Consider the following 16,511-nt stretch of genomic DNA (forward strand, 5'->3'; position numbering starts at 1 on the left):
CACGATCTCAGGTTCGCCGTCCCGGCGGGGCGGAGGAGGCCAGGATCACGTCCCCCGGTGGGCTGCGACAATGGCCGGGTGGAAGCCGCACAGCCTGCCGACCGCACACCGACCGACGCCACCCCGCCGGAGGGCCAGCCCGCGCTGGGCGAGCCCGCGGCTGTGGCACCCGCGCCCGGCGAGCCCGCGGCTGTGACACCGGCAGCGGGTGCGCCCGCGGCTGGTCCGGCGGGGGGCAAGGCCCGGTCCGAGCGGTCGCCGAAGGACATGGCGCTGTCCCTGCTGATCCTGCTGGTCCCGATCGCGCTGCTGCTCGCCTTCTACCGGGGCTTCCTCGGCGGCGACTCGCCGGTCACCGTCGACCCGGCGCCCGCGCTGGAGCAGGCCCGCTCCGCGAACGCCTTCCCGGTCAGCGAGCCGACCGGGCTGGGCGACGACTGGCGTACGGTGAACGCCCGGTTCCGGACCGAGGCGGACGGCTCCACGCTGCGCATCGGCTACGTGACCCCGGAGGGCCGGGGCGCCCAGCTCGTGGAGAGCAACGTCCCGGCGGAGAAGCTGCTGCCGGCCGAGCTGACCGAGGGACAGCCGCAGGGCGCGGCCGACCTGCCCGGCGGGCTGAGCTGGCAGCGCTACACCGCGCGCGGCAACGAGCAGGCGCTCGTCCTGCTGGAGCCGAACCGCACCGTGATCGTCGTCGGCGACGCGGGGGAGTCGGAGCTGCGCAAGCTCGCCACGTCGCTGCGCTGATCGTCCTCCCTCCGGGTGAGGCGGGATTGCGGAAGGCCGCTTCCGGGAACAGAAGGGACATCGAGCCCGGACGACCCACCTGGAGAGGTTGACGTGAAGATACGACGCTTCAGCGCCACCGCGTTCGCCGCGGCGCTGCTCATTCCCGGCCTGGCGGCCTGCAACGGCAACGGGACGACGTCCGACGCCTCCGCGACCCCGAGCGCCTCCGGCAGCGTCGCACCGAGCGCCACGGCGTCCAGCAGCGCGGCCAAGCAGGCCCTGCTCGACTCCACCAACGCGATCCGCGAGGGGAACTTCAAGTTCACCATGACCGGCGCGGGCTCCACCGCCGAAGGGCAGGTGCACGAGCCGAGCCAGAGCGCCGACATGCGGATGACCATCGGCGACCCGTCGTCGGACCTGATGATGAAGCTGGACCTGATCCACGCCAAGCCGGACAGCTGGGTCAAGCTCGAACTCGGCGGCGCCGCCGCCGCGCAGATCCCCGGCGTGAAGAACCTCAACACCGGCAAGTACCACCACCTCGACCAGAACCGGATCAAGGGCAACCGGGCGCTCGGCTTCGACTTCGAGAAGCTCGACCCGGCCGGCAGCGCCGTGCTCACCCAGGGCATCACCGAGGTGCGGCAGACCGGCGAGGGCGCGTACGAGGGCACCGTCGACGTGTCGAAGGCCGCCCAGGCGGGCTCGCTCGACCCGGCCGTGATCACCGCGCTCGGGGCGCAGGCCCAGTCGGTGCCGTTCACCGCCAAGGTCGACACGCAGGGCCGGCTCAGCGAGATGGTGCTCAAGATCCCGGCCGCCGGCCAGAGCGCCGCGCAGGACCTGAAGATCACCTACACCGACTACGGCAACGCGGCCCCGGCCCAGAAGCCCTCGGCCGACCAGGTCGTCGAGGCGCCCGCCGAGCTGTACGGCCTGTTCAACTGACCCACCGCTCCCCGAGACCTGGGCAGTTCCCGCGCCGAGCGGGAGCTGCCCAGGATTCGTTTCGGGTCAGTCCTCGGCGCGCTGGCGCGCGGCGTCGATGCGGGCGCGAGCGCCGTCCAGCCAGCGCTGGCACACCCCGGCGAGCTGTTCGCCGCGTTCCCAGAGGGCCAGCGACTCCTCCAGCGAGGTGCCACCCGCCTCCAGCCGCTCCACCACCGAGGCCAACTCGGCGCGGGCCTGCTCGTAGCTGAGCTGTTCGTCCTGCTTCGTCCCGGTCATGGTTCCTCTTCCCTCAGCCGTCGACGGTGGCGGTCAGCTCGCCCTCGGCGAGGCGTACCCGCAGTGCGTCGCCCTTCGCCACCTCGGTGGCCGCGCGGACGACGTGGCCGTCGGCGCGCTGCACGATCGCGTAGCCGCGCTCCATCGTCGCCGCCGGGGACAGCGCGCGCAGCCGGGCCAGCGTGTGCCGCAGGTCGTCGGTGGCGCCCCGCAGCCGGTGCTCAAGGGTGCGGTCGGCGCGGTCGCGCAGCGCTGACACGTCCACCGCCCGCTGTTCGACCATCACCTGCGGGCGGGCCAGGACCGGACGGGAGCGCAGCAGGTCGATCCGGTGCTGTTCCCGGTCGACCAGGTGACGAACGGCCCGTTCCAGGCGGGACCGGGCCTGCCCGATCAGCCGGGTCTCCTCGGTCAGGTCCGGCACGATGCGCTTGGCCGCGTCGGTGGGGGTGGAGGCGCGCACGTCGGCCACGTAGTCGAGCAGCGGCGCGTCCGTCTCGTGGCCGATCGCGCTGACCACAGGGGTGCGGCAGGCGAACACCGCCCGGCACAGCGCCTCGTCGGAGAAGGGCAGCAGATCCTCGATGCCGCCGCCGCCCCGGGCGATGACGATCACGTCGACGGCCGGGTCGGCGTCGAGCACCTTGAGCGCGCCGACGATGTCCGGCACCGCGCTCGGCCCCTGCACCGCCACGTTGATCGTGCGGAAGTCGACGGCGGGCCACCGGCGGCGGGCGTTCGTCAGCACGTCCCGTTCGGCCGCCGAGGCGCGGCCGGTGATCAGGCCGACCCGGCCCGGCAGGAACGGCAGCCGCCGCTTGCGGGCCCTGTCGAACAGGCCCTCCGCGGCGAGCAGCTTCTTGAGCTTCTCCAGCCGGGCCAGCAGCTCACCGAGGCCGACCTGGCGGATCTCGTCGGCCCGCAGGCTCAGCGTGCCCCGGGCGGCGTAGAACTCGGGCTTGGCGTGCAGCACCACCCGCGCACCCTCGCGCAGCTCCGGCGCGCCCGCGTCCAGCACGTCCCGGTTGGTGGTGACGGTGAGGCTGAGATCGGCCGACGGGTCACGCAGCGTGAGGAAGACGGTGCTCGCGCCGGGGCGGCGGCTGATCTGCGCCACCTGGCCGTCGACCCACACCCAGCCCAGGCGGGCGATCCAGGCGCCGACCTTCTGGCTGACCACCCGGACCGGCCACGGCTCCTCGGCCGTGCTCCGCCCGTCCGGCGCCCCTCGGCCGTCTTCTCCCGCGCTCACCCGCCCACCCTACGACCCGGCACCGACAGCGCCCGCGCGCGCCTCGCGGCCGCTGCCGCGCGGGAGAGCGGCACGTACGATGGGCCTGTGACTGACGCTGAGACGACTCCCCGGACCGGCAAGCGCGTGCTCCTGGCCAACCCCCGCGGCTACTGCGCGGGCGTGGACCGGGCGGTGCAGACCGTCGAGGAGGCGCTGAAGCTCTACGGCGCCCCGATCTACGTGCGCAAGCAGATCGTGCACAACAAGCACGTGGTGCGCACGCTGGAGGCCCAGGGCGCGATCTTCGTGGAGGAGAACGAGGAGGTGCCGGAGGGCGCCACAGTCATCTTCTCCGCCCACGGCGTGGCCCCCGAGGTGTACGAGCAGGCCAAGCAGCGCTCGCTGCGGGCGATCGACGCCACCTGCCCGCTGGTCACGAAGGTGCACCACGAGGCCCGCCGCTTCGCCGCGCAGGACTACGACATCCTGCTCATCGGCCACGAGGGGCACGAGGAGGTCATCGGCACCGCCGGTGAGGCGCCCGCCCACATCCAGCTCGTCGACGGCCCGGACGGGGTCGACAAGGTCACCGTGCGCGACCCGGAGAAGGTGGTCTGGCTGTCCCAGACCACCTTGTCCGTGGACGAGACGCTGGAGACCGTGGCCCGGCTCAAGAAGCGCCTGCCGCTGCTCCAGTCGCCGCCCAGCGACGACATCTGTTACGCCACCTCCAACCGCCAGCACGTGGTCAAGGAGATCGCCCCGGAGTGCGACGTGGTGATCGTGGTCGGCTCGCGCAACTCCTCGAACTCCGTCCGGCTGGTCGAGGTGGCGCTGGACGCCGGGGCCCGCGCCGGCTACCTGGTCGACTTCGCGCACGAGATCGAGGACGCCTGGCTGGCCGGCGCCCGCACTGTGGGTGTGACCTCCGGCGCGAGCGTGCCCGACGAGCTGGTCCAGCAGGTGCTCGCGCACCTGGCCGAGCGCGGCTTCGGCGACGTCGAGGAGATCACCACGGCGGACGAGCGGCTGACGTTCTCGCTGCCGCAGGAACTCAAGCGCGACATGAAGGCCGCCGCCGCGGCGCGCGGCTGACCGGGAACGGATCGGCCGCCCGCCGCGTCCAACCGATCATGAAGACTCCTCGTACGGTGCTCGTCGCACTGCTCGCCGGCCTCGCGCTGACCGCCTGCGCCGCGCCCGGCGACGGGTCCGCCGATTCCAGCCCGAGCCCGAGCCCGAGTACGACGGGAGCCGCCCCGGTGACCAGCCAGCCCGACCCCGGCACCAGCCCGACGACCCGCCCGGACCCCTCCTGGAAGGGCGGCCCGTCGACGCCGCCGGGTGTCGGCGGGACCGTCATCTCCGGCACCGTGCAGGCCGGCGTGGAGCCGAACTGCCTGCTGCTCGACGGTCACCTGCTGGTCGGCGGCCCGCGCGACGTGCTCAAGGCCGGCGTCCGGGTCGAGGTCACCGGCCGCCCCGAGCCGGGCATGATGACCACCTGCCAGCAGGGCACCCCGTTCGTGGTCGAGTCCGCCCGGCGCGCCTGACGACACGAAGGAGCCCCGCCCCCTGCGAGAGGGGACGGGGCTCCGTCGTGTCAGCGGCTCAGTTGACCGCGAGGACCTCGACCGAACCGCGGCCGACGACCGCGCCCTCGGTGGTGGTCACGGCCATGTCGCCGTACAGCTCCCGGCCGGCGGCCGGGGTGGACAGGGCGGTCACCGCACCGGTCAGGGTGGCGGTGGCGCCGTTGGCCAGGGACAGCGGCGTGGACGGCGCGGAGAGCGTGCCCAGCGCCGGGGACGCGAACGAGTCCCGGTAGTCGTACGCGGTGCTCGGGTCGCTCATCGAGTAACCGTCGATCACGACCCGGTAGGTGCCCGGCGTCGGGTTGGTCAGCGTGACCGCCTCCTCCGAGTCACCGTCGGCCGACTGGCCCACCTGGGTGGTGCCGCGGAAGACGGTCAGGTCCAGGTCGGCGCTCAGGTCGGACGGGTTGCCGATCCGGGCGGTGAACGAGGTGGCGCCCTCGGGCACCTCCACCACGTACTCCTGGGTGGCGCCCTCGGTGATGCTGGGCCGCTCGGCCCGGGCGCTCGCCAGCGGACCGCCGACGCCGGTCACCTGGACCGGGCCGAACGTGTTGGTCAGCTTCCAGCTCACCGAGGCCGGGGTGCCCGCGGTGACCGACGGGAGCTGGACCACTGCGGGCTCCACCTTGACGCCCTGCACGCGGGCCTGCAGCCGGAACGGGTTGTCCAACGCCGGCGAGGTGCGACGCGCCTCCACCTCGATCTCCCACACGCCCGGCAGCGGGTTCTGGTAGTCCCGCTCCTGCGGCTTGCAGACCGCGGCGTCGGAGAAGTTGGTGTAGCAGGCGGTGCTGGCGGTGCTCTCGACCGGCACGCCATACGGGTTGATGGCGATGAAGCGGGTCTGCGAGCCGGTCGCGATGCCGGACAGGTTGACCTGGAGCGCGCCCGCACCCGGCGGGACGGTCACGAAGTACGACCGGAAGTTGTTCCGCTCGACCGAGCCGTCGACCGAGAAGGAGTACGCCGGAGCGACCACCGGGTTCGAGGCGACCACGACGGTGGCGACCTCGAAGTCGACCACGTCGGTGGCCGGGTCGTCGACGGTCATGATGGCGCCGTGCGCGCCGGCCGTCATCGGCTTGGCCTTCACCTTGACCGTGACGGTCTTGTTCAGCGGCAGCCAGACCACCTTGGGGGCGCTGTAGGTGCCGTCGTTGCCGCGGAACGCGACCTCGTGCTTGATGCCCTTGTTCGGGCCGCTGGTGCGGGTCAGCTTCACCTCGTAGTGGCGGCTCTCCTTGACCTTCTGGCCACCGCGGTCGGCGGCGCAGCGGTTGTAGAGGCCGGTGCCGACGTTCGGGTTCGGCACGAACGTGCCGGAGGCCCGGTCGTAGCGGGTCAGGTTCGGCGACAGTTCGGTGCAGACCGGCGCCTCGGAGGTGTAGGTGCGGGTCGGCACGCCCTTGGCGAGCAGGCTCCACGCGCCCGGCACGTCGAACATGCCGTAGCCCTGCGCGTACGTCGGGACATCCGCGATCGGCTGGGCCGAGGTGTAGACGGCCCGGCGCAGCGCGGCCGGGGTGACGCCCTTGCCGGTCGCCTTGGCGGCCGACAGCAGCAGCGCGGCGGCGCCGGTGGCCTGCGGGGCGGCCATCGAGGTGCCGTTGAGCATCTGGTAGCCCGGGGGCAGCGGGTAGCCCGCCTCCGGCACCGGGTTGCCCGGCTGCCAGGTCGGCGCGGTGGAGATGGCCGAGCCCGGAGCGGCGACGTTTGGCTTGAAGCCGCCGTCCTCACGCGGGCCGCGCGAGGAGAAGTTGAACAGCGCGTTGTCCTTGCGGACCACCGAGCCGTAGTTGGCCAGCCAGGTGTCCTTGCTGATGCTCGCCGCGACGCTGACCACGTCGGTGGCGACCGACGGGTCGCCGACGGTGTTCAGACCCGGGCCGGAGTTGCCGGCCGAGATGAACAGCTGCACGCCGTAGGTGTTGATCAGGTCGTTGTAGAGGACCGCGCGGGCGTTCGAGCCGTCGTTGAGCGCGGGCAGGCCGCCGATCGACATGTTCACCACGTCGACCTTGCGGTTGATCACCAGGTCGGCCATGCCGGTGGTGAGCGCCGCCGCGGTGCAGCCGCCACCCCAGGAGCAGGCGCGGGCGGAGACCAGCTTGGCACCCGGGGCGGCGCCGTCGAAGGCGCTGTTGCCGAGCATGTCGTTGGCGGCGGTGATGCCGGCGACGTGGGTGCCGTGGGTGCTCTCGACGATGCCGATGTTGACGTAGTCGACCAGGCCGGGGCCGCCGACCGGGGCGGTGTTCACGTTGCGCCGGTACTCGACCACGAACGGGATCTGCTCCCGTACGGCGGTGGCCGGGTTGTCCGTGCCGAAGTGGCCGACCTGGAACTTCTCCTTGTACGGCCGCATCACCTCGTCGTCGGTGAAGTCGTTGTTCTGGTTCGCGTCGACGCGGACGTCACCGGTGGTGGGGCTGTAGAGCACGCCCCAGAAGTCGGTGGTGTCCCCGTCGCGGTTGAGGTCACCCCGCGCGTCGCTGTTCGCGGTGATGTTCTCGCGGAACACGTTGAACCGGTAGTTGCCGGCCGGCGCCGTCCAGGTGCCGAGCGAGGTGGTGAACGTCGGGCCGCTGACCTCGGTCAGCATCGGCCGCCAGGACGCGTCCTCCAGCGGGTCGGTGGCGGTCACCCAGTCGACGATCTTGCGCTCGCCGGTGGTGGTCTGCTGCAGCGCCGGGTGGTCGAGGTCCACACCGGAGTCCATGATGCCGATGGTGACGCCGCGGCCGTCCCACTGCGGGTTCGCGGCCTTGAAGGACTCCGCGCCGGTCTCGTTCGTCGGCATGTACGGGTTCACCGCACCGGTGTCGCCGCCCGGCCCGGCCAGCGTCTGGGCCTGCGCGGCGGTCTTGGCGCCCTTCGGGGCCGCCTCCGGGGCCGGGTCGGGGAGCTTGATGGTCTCGTCCAGGTCGACGGCGGCGACACCGGGCAGCGTGGCGGCCTTGAGCGCCTTCGCGGTCGGTACCTGGGCCAGCACGTAGCCGATCTGGTCGTACCGCTGGCTGACGGTGGCGCCCAGGGCGGTCAGGCCGTCGACGACCTTCTTGGTCGAGCCCTTCCTGGCCGCGACGATCATCGTGACGGTCGGCGCGTTCTTCGCCTCGGCCTCGTCGAGCAGCTTGGCGTCGTGTGCGCCCAGTGCCTTCGCGGCGGTCGGCTGCGAGGGTTGGGGGGCCGGGGCGGCGCTCGCGGTACCGGCGCCACCTCCGACGGTCAGAGCGCCGGCCGCGAGGACCGAGGCCAGGAGCGCGGCGGACGGTCGCCGGCTGCGCGTGCGGGGTCTACTCAACGTTCTCTTCCTCCAGAGAACAGGGCCCTCGAGGGGCAGGGCACGTGTGACGGTGATCCTGCGTGTCACGACGGCAGGTGTCACTACTCGGCCTGGGTTTGTGATCAGTCCGTGATACGGATCGGCCTACGTCATCGCGCGTGCCGTGCTAGATGTCGACGCCTGCCGACCTCTCGGACGATGTGGACGGCGTCCCCAGCAGCTCTGGTGCCTGCGGCTGCCTCGGCGCCAGCTCGACCTGCGCCGGGGTGGCCAGCTCGTCGTCGGAGACACCCAGCTCGGCCAGCTTGCGGGCGCTGACCAGCACTCGCGCCTCCAGCGACCCCACCGCCCTGTTGTACGCCGTCACCGCCCCGCTCAGCGAACTGCCGAGCTTGCCGACGTGGTCACCCAGTGTGGACAGCCGTGCGTACAGCTCGCGGGCCAGCGAGTGGACGGTGGCCGCGTTGCGCGCCAGCGCCTCCTGCCGCCACGAGTAGGCGACCGTGCGCAGCAGCGCCACCAGAGTGGCCGGGGTGGCGAGCACCACGTTGCGGGCGAACGCGTGCTCCAACAGGGACGGGTCGCGTTGCAGCGCCACGTCGAGGAACGGGTCCGCCGGCACGAACAACACCACGAACTCGGGTGTCTGGTCGAACGCCGACCAGTAGGACTTGGCGGCCAGGGCGTCCACGTGCGCGCGCAGGTGCCGGGCGTGCGCGTCCAGGTGGGTGTCGCGCCCGCGCTCGTCGCGCGCCTCCATCGCGGTCAGGTACGCGTCGAACGGCGCCTTGGCGTCCACCACCACCGTCCGGCCGCCGTGCAGGCGTACCACCAGGTCGGGGCGTACCCCCTGGTGGTCGGTCGCGGCGGTGACCTGCTCGCTGAAGTCGCAGTGCTCCAGCATGCCGGCGGCCTCGACGATCCGGCGGAGCTGGTGCTCGCCCCAGCGGCCCCGCACCTGCGGCGCGCGCAGCGCGGCGACCAGTTGCTTGGTCTCGGTGCGCAGCTCGCCGGAGACCGTGCTCATGGCGCGCACCTGCTCGCGCAGCTCGGCGTACGCGTCGACGCGGTCCCGCTCCAGCTCGGCCACCCGCTGCTCGTAGCGGCGCAGCGTCTCGTGCAGCGGCGCGACCGCGCGGGCAACCGCCTCCTGGGACTGCGCCGTCGCCTCGTAGCTGAGCGCCCGCATGGACTGCTCCAGCCGCCCCTCGCCGGCCTTGGTGGCGGCGAGCGTCGCCTCCAGGCGGGCGATGTCCGCCGCCGCGCGCGCCCGCGCGGCCAGCCAGCCCACCGCGCCGCCCGCGGCGAGGCAGAGCAGCACCACGGCCAGCGTCGCAAAGCTCATGGCCAAGAGCTTGCCAAACGGGTACGACGAGCGCCCGGTGGGTACGTTTGAGTCATGGAGTTCGCGTTGTGGCTGGTCCTGATCCTGCTGCTCGGAGGTGCGTTCGTGTTCTGGCGAAGGGGGAGCAGGTCGCGGCGGTCGAACGAGCTGGCCGACGCCCGCGCCGAGGCGCAGCGCTGGTACGAGCGGCTCGGCGGCCAGCTCATGAACCTGCACGGCGACGCCCCGGCGGTCCGGCAGGCGCTCGCCGACGCCGGTGAGCGCTACAACGCGGCCGGTTCGCAGCTGGAGCAGGCGAGCACGCCGCGCCAGTTCGGGCTGGCCCGGGAGACCGCGCTGGAAGGGCTGGCGTACATCCGGGCGGCGCGGACCGCGATGGGCATCGACCCGGGCCCGGAGCTGCCGCCGCTCGCCTCCGCCCAGGGCGCCGGCGCGCTCACCAAGGAACGCCAGGTCGACGTGCAGGGGCAGACGTTCCGGGCCGGCCCGCAGCCGGGGAACGCGACGCCCTACTACTACCCCGGTGGGCGGTTCCAGGGGCGGCCGGTGCCGGCCGGCTGGTACTCCACGCCGTGGTGGAAGACCGCGCTCGGGGCGGGCGTCGGTGTGGTCGGCGGCATGCTGATCGCGGACGCGCTGTTCTCGCCCGCGTTCGCCGACCCCGGGTACGGCTACGACGCCGGCTACCAGGAGGGCTTCGGCGACGGCCAGGACTTCGGCGACCAGGGCGGCGACATGGGCGGCGGCGACGCCGGTGGCGACTTCGGTGGTGGTGGTGGCTTCGGCGGCGGCGACTTCGGTGGCTTCGGCGGCGGCGACTTCGGCGGGGACTTCGGCGGCGGCGACTTCTAGCCGGCGCCGCGCGTCCGAGACCGCGCGTCCGAGCGCGCCACTCGCGCCACTCGGGCGCGCTCGGCGCATGCGTTAAAAAGGGCCCCCTCTTATGCACGAGGCGTTAAGAGGGGGCCCTTCCTTACACCTCAGCCGGTGTTGCGCATGCCGGCGGCGATGCCGTTGACGGTGGTCAGCAGCGCCCGCTCCAGGGCCGTGCCGTCGTTCGGGGCGCGTCGCCCACCCGGCGCGGTCGCCACCGCCCGCCCGGCCGCGCCGGACTCGCGGTACTGCCGCAGCAACGCCACCTGGAGGTGGTGCAGCGGCTCCAGGTAGGTGTCCCGCACGGCGAGCGTGCGCTGGAGCACCGGGGAGTTGTCCAGCAGCGCCGGTGAGGCGGTGACCGCCAGCACCTCCTGCTTGGTCAGCTCGTACTCCTGCTCGATCTTGTCGAAGATCGGGTGCAGCTTCTTCGGCACCAGCGTCTCCACGTACCGCCGGGCGATGGTCAGGTCGGTCTTGGTCAGCATCATCTCGACGTTCGACAGGAACGTGCGGAAGAAGTGCCAGTTCCGGTTCATCTCGGCGAGCACGTCGGCCAGCCCGGCCGCCCGCGCGGCGGCCAGCCCGGAGCCCACGCCGAACCAGCCCGGCACGATCTGCCGGGTCTGCGTCCAGCCGAACACCCACGGGATGGCCCGCAGGCCGGACAGTCCGGCACCGGTGTTCGGGCGCTTCGCCGGCCGGGAGCCGATGTTCAGCGCGCCGAGCAGCTCGGTCGGGGTGGAGGCCCAGAAGTACGCGGGCAGGTCCGGGTCCTCGACCAGCGACCGGTAGGACCGGAACGCCGACTCCGAGACGACGTCCATGGCCGCGTCCCAGCGCTCCAGCATCTCGGCCGGCTGCCGGGGCGCGGTGTGCAGCAGTGTGGCCTGGAGCACCGCCGCGACCGTCAGTTCCAGGTTCTCCCGGGCCAGCGCCGGCAACGTGTACTTGTCGGAGATGACCTCACCCTGCTCGGTCACCTTGATCGCGCCGTCGAGCGTGCCGTACGGCTGGGCCAGGATCGCGTCGTGCGTGGGGCCGCCACCCCGGCCGACGGTGCCGCCCCGGCCGTGGAACAACCGCAGGTGCACACCGTGCCGCGCGGCCACGTCCCGCAGCGCGCGCTGCGCCCGGTGGATGGACCACTGGCTGGTGGTGATGCCCGCCTCCTTGTTGGAGTCGGAGTAGCCGAGCATCACCTCCTGCACGTCGCCCCGCGCCGCGACCAGCGCCCGGTACGCGGGCAGCGACAGCAGCTCGTCCAGCAGTTCGCCACCGGCGTTCAGCTCGGCCGGGGTCTCCAGCAGCGGCACGATGCCGATGCGGGCCCGCCCGGAGTGCACGTCCACCAGGCCGGCCTCGCGGGCCAGCACCACCGCGGCGAGAACGTCGTCCACGCCGAGCGTCATCGAGATGATGTACGACTCGATGACCTCGGGGCCGAACCGGTCCTGCGCCTCGCGGATCGCCGCGAACACGTCGAACGTCTTGCGGGCCGACTCGGTGAGCGGGCTGTCCTGGGTGGAGAGCGGACGGCGGCCGGTCAGCTCGTCGGCGAGCAGCTTGGTGCGCTCCAGCCGGGACAGGGCCGGGTAGTCGGACACCTCGCCGACCGCCTCGTAGAGCTGAGCCAGCACCTCGTGGTGCTTCTCCGCGTGCTCCCGGATGTCCATGGTGGCCAGGTGCAGGCCGAACGCGGACACCGTACGGATGGTCGAGGCGAGCCGCCCCACGGCGGTGAGCTGACCGGAGTTGCGGGCCAGCGAGGCGCGCAGCAGCTCCAGGTCGGCGATCAGCTCGGCCGAGCCCCGGTAGTCGCGCCCCGGCACGTGCGGGGTGTCGGCGCGCAGCCGTTCCCGGGTGTTGGCGAGCTTCGCCTTCACGCACCGCGCCTTGAGCCGGTACGGCTCCTCCGCGTTCACCCGGCGGAACCGGGGTGCCACCTCCGGTAGCGCGTCGAGGTCCTTGGCCAGGCTGGCGGACAGGTCGAGCGACACCGCGCGCAGCCGCCGGGAGACGCTGACCTCGGTGATCAGCTCGTCCATCGCCTTCTCGGTGGCGGCGATGCCGTGCTCGTGCTGGATGCGCAGCACCTCGCGGGTGACCACCGGCGTGACGAACGGGTTGCCGTCGCGGTCGCCGCCGATCCAGGTGCCGAAGCTCAGCGGGCGGGACGTCGGTGACGTCTCCACGCCGAGCGTGCGCAGCGTGTCGGCGAGGTCGTCGAGGACCTGCGGCGCGGCCTCGGCGTACAGGTCCCGCAGGTAGTAGATGGCGTTGCGCGCCTCGTCGGTCGGGTCCGGCCGGTCCAGCCGCAGCTCGTCGGTCTGCCACATGAGATCGAGTAGTTCGGCCAGGCGGCGGTTTGCCGGGCCCTCGTCGCTGGCGCCGTAGAGGATCGCGTTCGCGGTCTCGGTGTCCAGCTCGTCGGCGACCGCGCGCAGCTTGGACAGGATGGACCGGCGGGCCGCCTCGGTCGGGTGGGCGGTGAAGACCGGGCGTACGGCAAGCCGCCGGGCCGCCGCGGCGATCTCCTCGGCCGGTACGCCCCGCTCGGCGATCATCTTGGCCGCCTGGTCCAGCCAGCCGCCGTGCGTGGCGCGGCGACGGCGCAGGTCCCGCGCGCGGTGCACCTGCTCGGTGATGTTCGCCAGGTGGAAGTAGGTGGAGAAGGCGCGGGCCAGCTTCGTGCCGGTGGTGACGTCGAGCCCGGCGAGGCGCTGGGCGGCGGCCGGCACGTCGGAGCGGACCTGGGCGCGGATCTCCTCGACCAGGTCGAGCAGCGGACGGCCCTCCTGGCGGGCGAGGGTCTGCCCGAGCAGCGTGCCGAGGCGGCGGATGTCGGCCCGGAGAGCGGCGTCGGGGCCGTCGTGGTCGTGCTGGTCGGTCACGGTTGCGCTCCTTACGCGAGGACGAAGGACAGCGCTGTCCGACTCCTCTGGATGGTATCCGCGTGCCCCCGGTGGGCAGGAGGGGGACGGCGTGATGATCTGCACTCTGGGACGGCCCGCCGGTCAGCCCCGGTCGGCGGCGTGCCGACCCGGCGGCGGCCGCCGCCGGGCGCGGAACATGGTCGCGGTGAGCAGACCGGCCAGGCCGGCGAGCACCCAGAGCAGCAACCCGGTCAGCGCCCACCCGCCGCCGCGCCAGTCGAAGTAGATGGCCGACTTGAACAGGTCGGTGGCGAGGCCTGGCACGTTCCAGCGGTGCATGCCGCGCAGGAACGGCGGCAGGAACTCGGGCGCGTAGATGCCGCCGGAGCCGGGGTTGCCGAGCACCACGAGCAGCAGGATCACGATGCCGGTGCCGAGCAGCCCGAGCCAGCCCTGCACGGCGGCGGCGACCATCCCGGCCGCGAACGCGGCGAGCGCGCCGACCACCGCCACCGTCGCCACGTGCCCGGCGAACACACCGAGCACCGGCCCGACCAGGATCGCCCCGATGACGCCGAGCAGGATCGCGTGCACCGCGAGCGTGGCGATCCGCAGCCCGGCCCGGCGCAGGCTGCGCGGGCTGGTGCCGAGCGAGATGCCGAGGGCGGTGGACGCCAGGTAGCCGCCGAGCACCACGCCGACGGCCAGGTAGAACGGCACCAGGCCGCGCGGGTCGTCGGCGGAGACCGGCACGTCGTCGGTGACCTGAAGTGGCACCCCGGCCTGCCGGGCCGCCTCGGTGAACACCCCGGTGACGAGTTCGCTGGCGGCGGGCGCTCCGGCGCTGGCGGTGGCGAGGGTCAGGCCGCCGTCCGGGGCGGAGCTGAGCACCGCGTACACCGACCTGTCGTTGAGGCCGTCGGAGGCGGCGTCGAGGCTGTCGTACCCGACGGGTTTGATCGTGTCTGTGCGGGCGCGGACGCCGGACATCACGGCCTGGGCCTGCTGGTCGTTCGTGACCACGGCGACCGGCACGTCGCGCGGGTCCGGCTTGTGCAGCGCGCCGACGTAGGCGGCAATGAACGCGCTGGCCAGCGCCAGGGTGCCGAGGATCAGCGCCGCCGTGCGCGGCAGCCAGTCCCGGGTACGCAGCTCCGGCTCGTCGTCCACGGCCACAGCCTATTGCCGGCATATGTCCGGCTCGTGGGGTTTCGTCGAGCGAAAACCGCTGGCCCGGGCCGATAGCGTCGGGCCATGAACGTGCCTGTCTACCCCGCCAAACCGCAGCCGGGCGACCGGGTCGCGGTGGTGTCGCCCTCCGCCGGCCTGCCGGGTCTCTTCCCCCACGTGTACGAGCTGGGGCTGCGCCGGCTCCGCGACGAGCTGGGGCTGGAACCGGTGGAGTATCCGACGACCCGGGTCATGGGCGCCGACCCGCGCGACCGGGCACGTGACCTGACCGCCGCGTTCGCCGACCCGACGATCACCGCCGTCCTGGCGACGGTCGGCGGGGACGACCTGATCACCGTCACCCCGTACCTGGACGACGACGTGCTGCGGGCGAACCCGAAGCCGTACTTCGGCTACTCGGACAACACCAACGTGCTCAACCACCTCTACCGGCTGGGCGTCGTCGGCTACCACGGCGGCTCGGTGCTGGTGCACCTCGGGCGCTCCGGCAAGCCGCACCCGCTCACGCTCGACTCGCTGCGCGCCGCGCTGTTCACCTCCGGCTGGTACGAGCTGACCGCCGCGCCCGAGTGGGGCGACGAGCCGTGCGACTGGCGCGACCCGGCCGCGCTGGCCGGGGAGCCGCCGATGTACCCGTCCGAGGGCTGGCGCTGGCACGGCCCGGCCGAGGTGGTGCGGGGCCGCACCTGGGGCGGCAACCTGGAGATCCTGCACTGGCTGATGGCGGCCGACCGCGTTCCGCGCGCGGCCGACCTGGCCGGCTCGGTGCTGGTGCTGGAGACGTCGGAGGAGATGCCGCCCGCGCAGGAGGTCTTCCGGATCGTGCGCAACATGGGCGAGCGGGGTCTGCTCGCCGCCGTACCGGCGATCGTGGTGGGCCGCCCCAAGGCGTGGGACTTCGACCGGCCGCATACCGTGGCGCAGCGGCTGGCCTGGAGTGAGGACCAGCGGGAGGCGATCCTGTCGGCGCTCGCCCCGTACGCCGGCGACCCGGTGGTGGTCTTCGACGTCGACCTGGGCCACACCGACCCGCAGCTGATCATCCCGTACGGCGGCGAGATCCGGGTGGACGCGGTCGAGCGCCGGATCGCCGTGCGCTACTGACGACGCCGGCCATGGGTGTCTCCGCGCTGTTTCGACACCCATGGCGTTCCACCCGGCGCTGTCCGGCCGGCGCCGGCGTGGGTCAGGCGTCGACGACGGCGAAGGCGCGGACCGGGAACGTGCCCATGCCGGCCACCCGTGGCGGGGCGGCGGTGAACCGGAAACCGGTAGGCGGCAGCGCGTCCAGACCGGTCAGGTGTTCCACGATCGGGATGCCGGCGGCCAGCAGGCCGGTGTGCGCCGGGCGCTGACCGGCTGCCGCCGGAGTCATGTCGTCGATGTTGATCGAGTCGATGCCGACGAGCGCCGCGCCCGCCTCGGCCAGCCACTGCGCGCCGTCACCGGTCAGGTAGGGCGCCTCCGGAGCGGCGTACGCGTCGGTGCCGAAGTGCGCGTCCCAGCCGGTGTGCAGCAGCACCGCGCACCCGGCCACGTCGTACGGGGCGAGCAGCAGCCGGTCCACCGCGCGCGTACCGGCCGGCACGCGTACCACCAGGCCGGGCAGGTCGGCGAGGCGGTCCAGCGGCATCCCGGTCAGGTCCGGGCCGTCGGCGAAGCGGTGCGACGGCGTGTCCACGTACGTGCCGGTGTTGGCGATCATGTTGATCCGCGCGACGTGGAACTCGACACCCGGCGCGTACCGCTCCCGGGACTCCTCCCGGGTCAGCCAGTCGGTGATCGACGGTCCGGGCCAGCCGGGCAGCGTGACCATGCCCTCGGTGATCACGTGACTCAGCTCGACGAGCTTCCGCCCACCGGAGGCCGGGACGTCGAGGCCCCGCCCGCCCTTGTGCGGCTCCTCGACGACGGTCCGGTTGGTGATCCGTACCTCGCCGACCATGAGCAGCCCGAGGTGCCGGACCAGCAGCGCGGCCACCTCGTCGTCGGTGACGTCCGGGTGCGGCACGTCCAGCCGGAACCCGTCGGTGCGCAGCCCGCCACCGTTGGAGAAAACCACCTCGGCGTCGAAGACCGTCCGATACTCGATCATCCGCCCACCGCACCACGCCCGGCCGCGGCCGGTCAAGATCCAGATTCGGGC

13 protein-coding genes are annotated in these 16,511 nt (G+C 72.9%); 6 read left to right on the forward strand and 7 right to left on the reverse strand.

Annotated elements, in window-relative coordinates:
* The first annotated feature begins 78 nt into the window (after positions 1-78).
* Both AB0B20_RS11815 and AB0B20_RS11820 read left to right on the forward strand, forming a co-directional pair.
* Positions 79-750, forward strand: a complete 672-nt coding sequence (locus AB0B20_RS11815) for a DUF4245 domain-containing protein (RefSeq protein WP_357381627.1) — start codon at positions 79-81, stop codon at positions 748-750.
* Between the two features lie 93 nt (positions 751-843).
* The gene (locus tag AB0B20_RS11820) at positions 844-1,683 is read left to right on the forward strand and encodes a hypothetical protein (protein WP_357470118.1); all 840 of its coding nucleotides are present in this window, start codon (positions 844-846) and stop codon (positions 1,681-1,683) included.
* Positions 1,684-1,749: 66 nt separating this feature from the next.
* Here the strand turns inward: AB0B20_RS11820 and AB0B20_RS11825 are convergent, their stop codons facing one another.
* On the reverse strand, positions 1,750-1,962 hold the full coding sequence (locus AB0B20_RS11825) for an exodeoxyribonuclease VII small subunit (protein WP_128136699.1): 213 nt from the start codon (positions 1,960-1,962) through the stop codon (positions 1,750-1,752).
* Between the two features lie 13 nt (positions 1,963-1,975).
* Positions 1,976-3,214, reverse strand: a complete 1,239-nt coding sequence (xseA, locus tag AB0B20_RS11830) for an exodeoxyribonuclease VII large subunit (protein ID WP_357470123.1) — start codon at positions 3,212-3,214, stop codon at positions 1,976-1,978.
* 87 nt (positions 3,215-3,301) lie between these two features.
* Here xseA and AB0B20_RS11835 point away from each other — a divergent pair, with 87 nt between their 5' ends.
* Entirely contained in the window at positions 3,302-4,291 is a 990-nt protein-coding gene (locus AB0B20_RS11835) for a 4-hydroxy-3-methylbut-2-enyl diphosphate reductase (RefSeq protein WP_357381633.1), read from the forward strand.
* A gap of 38 nt (positions 4,292-4,329) precedes the next feature.
* Entirely contained in the window at positions 4,330-4,749 is a 420-nt protein-coding gene (locus AB0B20_RS11840; protein ID WP_357470126.1) for a hypothetical protein, read from the forward strand.
* A gap of 58 nt (positions 4,750-4,807) precedes the next feature.
* Here the strand turns inward: AB0B20_RS11840 and AB0B20_RS11845 are convergent, their stop codons facing one another.
* Together AB0B20_RS11845 and AB0B20_RS11850 are read right to left on the reverse strand one after the other, a co-directional pair.
* Entirely contained in the window at positions 4,808-8,098 is a 3,291-nt protein-coding gene (locus AB0B20_RS11845) for a S8 family serine peptidase (protein ID WP_357470129.1), read from the reverse strand.
* Between the two features lie 148 nt (positions 8,099-8,246).
* A complete protein-coding gene (locus AB0B20_RS11850; protein WP_357470134.1) occupies positions 8,247-9,425 on the reverse strand; it encodes a DNA recombination protein RmuC in 1,179 nt (392 codons plus the stop codon).
* 54 nt (positions 9,426-9,479) lie between these two features.
* Here AB0B20_RS11850 and AB0B20_RS11855 point away from each other — a divergent pair, with 54 nt between their 5' ends.
* Complete coding sequence (locus AB0B20_RS11855) at positions 9,480-10,277, forward strand: hypothetical protein (protein ID WP_357470137.1); 798 nt, start codon at positions 9,480-9,482, stop codon at positions 10,275-10,277.
* Positions 10,278-10,405: 128 nt separating this feature from the next.
* On the opposite strand, the gene ppc is transcribed toward AB0B20_RS11855, so the two are convergent.
* Together ppc and AB0B20_RS11865 are read right to left on the reverse strand one after the other, a co-directional pair.
* Complete coding sequence (ppc, locus tag AB0B20_RS11860) at positions 10,406-13,192, reverse strand: phosphoenolpyruvate carboxylase (protein ID WP_357381643.1); 2,787 nt, start codon at positions 13,190-13,192, stop codon at positions 10,406-10,408.
* A 123-nt stretch (positions 13,193-13,315) separates the two neighbouring features.
* Complete coding sequence (locus AB0B20_RS11865) at positions 13,316-14,344, reverse strand: hypothetical protein (RefSeq protein ID WP_357470140.1); 1,029 nt, start codon at positions 14,342-14,344, stop codon at positions 13,316-13,318.
* Positions 14,345-14,428: 84 nt separating this feature from the next.
* On the opposite strand from AB0B20_RS11865, the gene AB0B20_RS11870 reads away from it, so the two are divergent.
* Positions 14,429-15,469, forward strand: coding sequence for a S66 peptidase family protein (locus AB0B20_RS11870; RefSeq protein ID WP_357381647.1), 1,041 nt, complete (start codon positions 14,429-14,431; stop codon positions 15,467-15,469).
* 82 nt (positions 15,470-15,551) lie between these two features.
* Here the strand turns inward: AB0B20_RS11870 and AB0B20_RS11875 are convergent, their stop codons facing one another.
* The gene (locus AB0B20_RS11875) at positions 15,552-16,460 is read right to left on the reverse strand and encodes a cyclase family protein (protein WP_357470143.1); all 909 of its coding nucleotides are present in this window, start codon (positions 16,458-16,460) and stop codon (positions 15,552-15,554) included.
* Between the last annotated feature and the right edge of the window lie 51 nt (positions 16,461-16,511).

The sequence above is a fragment of the Micromonospora sp. NPDC049151 genome, assembly GCF_040648395.1.
Classification (GTDB): Bacteria; Actinomycetota; Actinomycetes; order Mycobacteriales; family Micromonosporaceae; genus Micromonospora.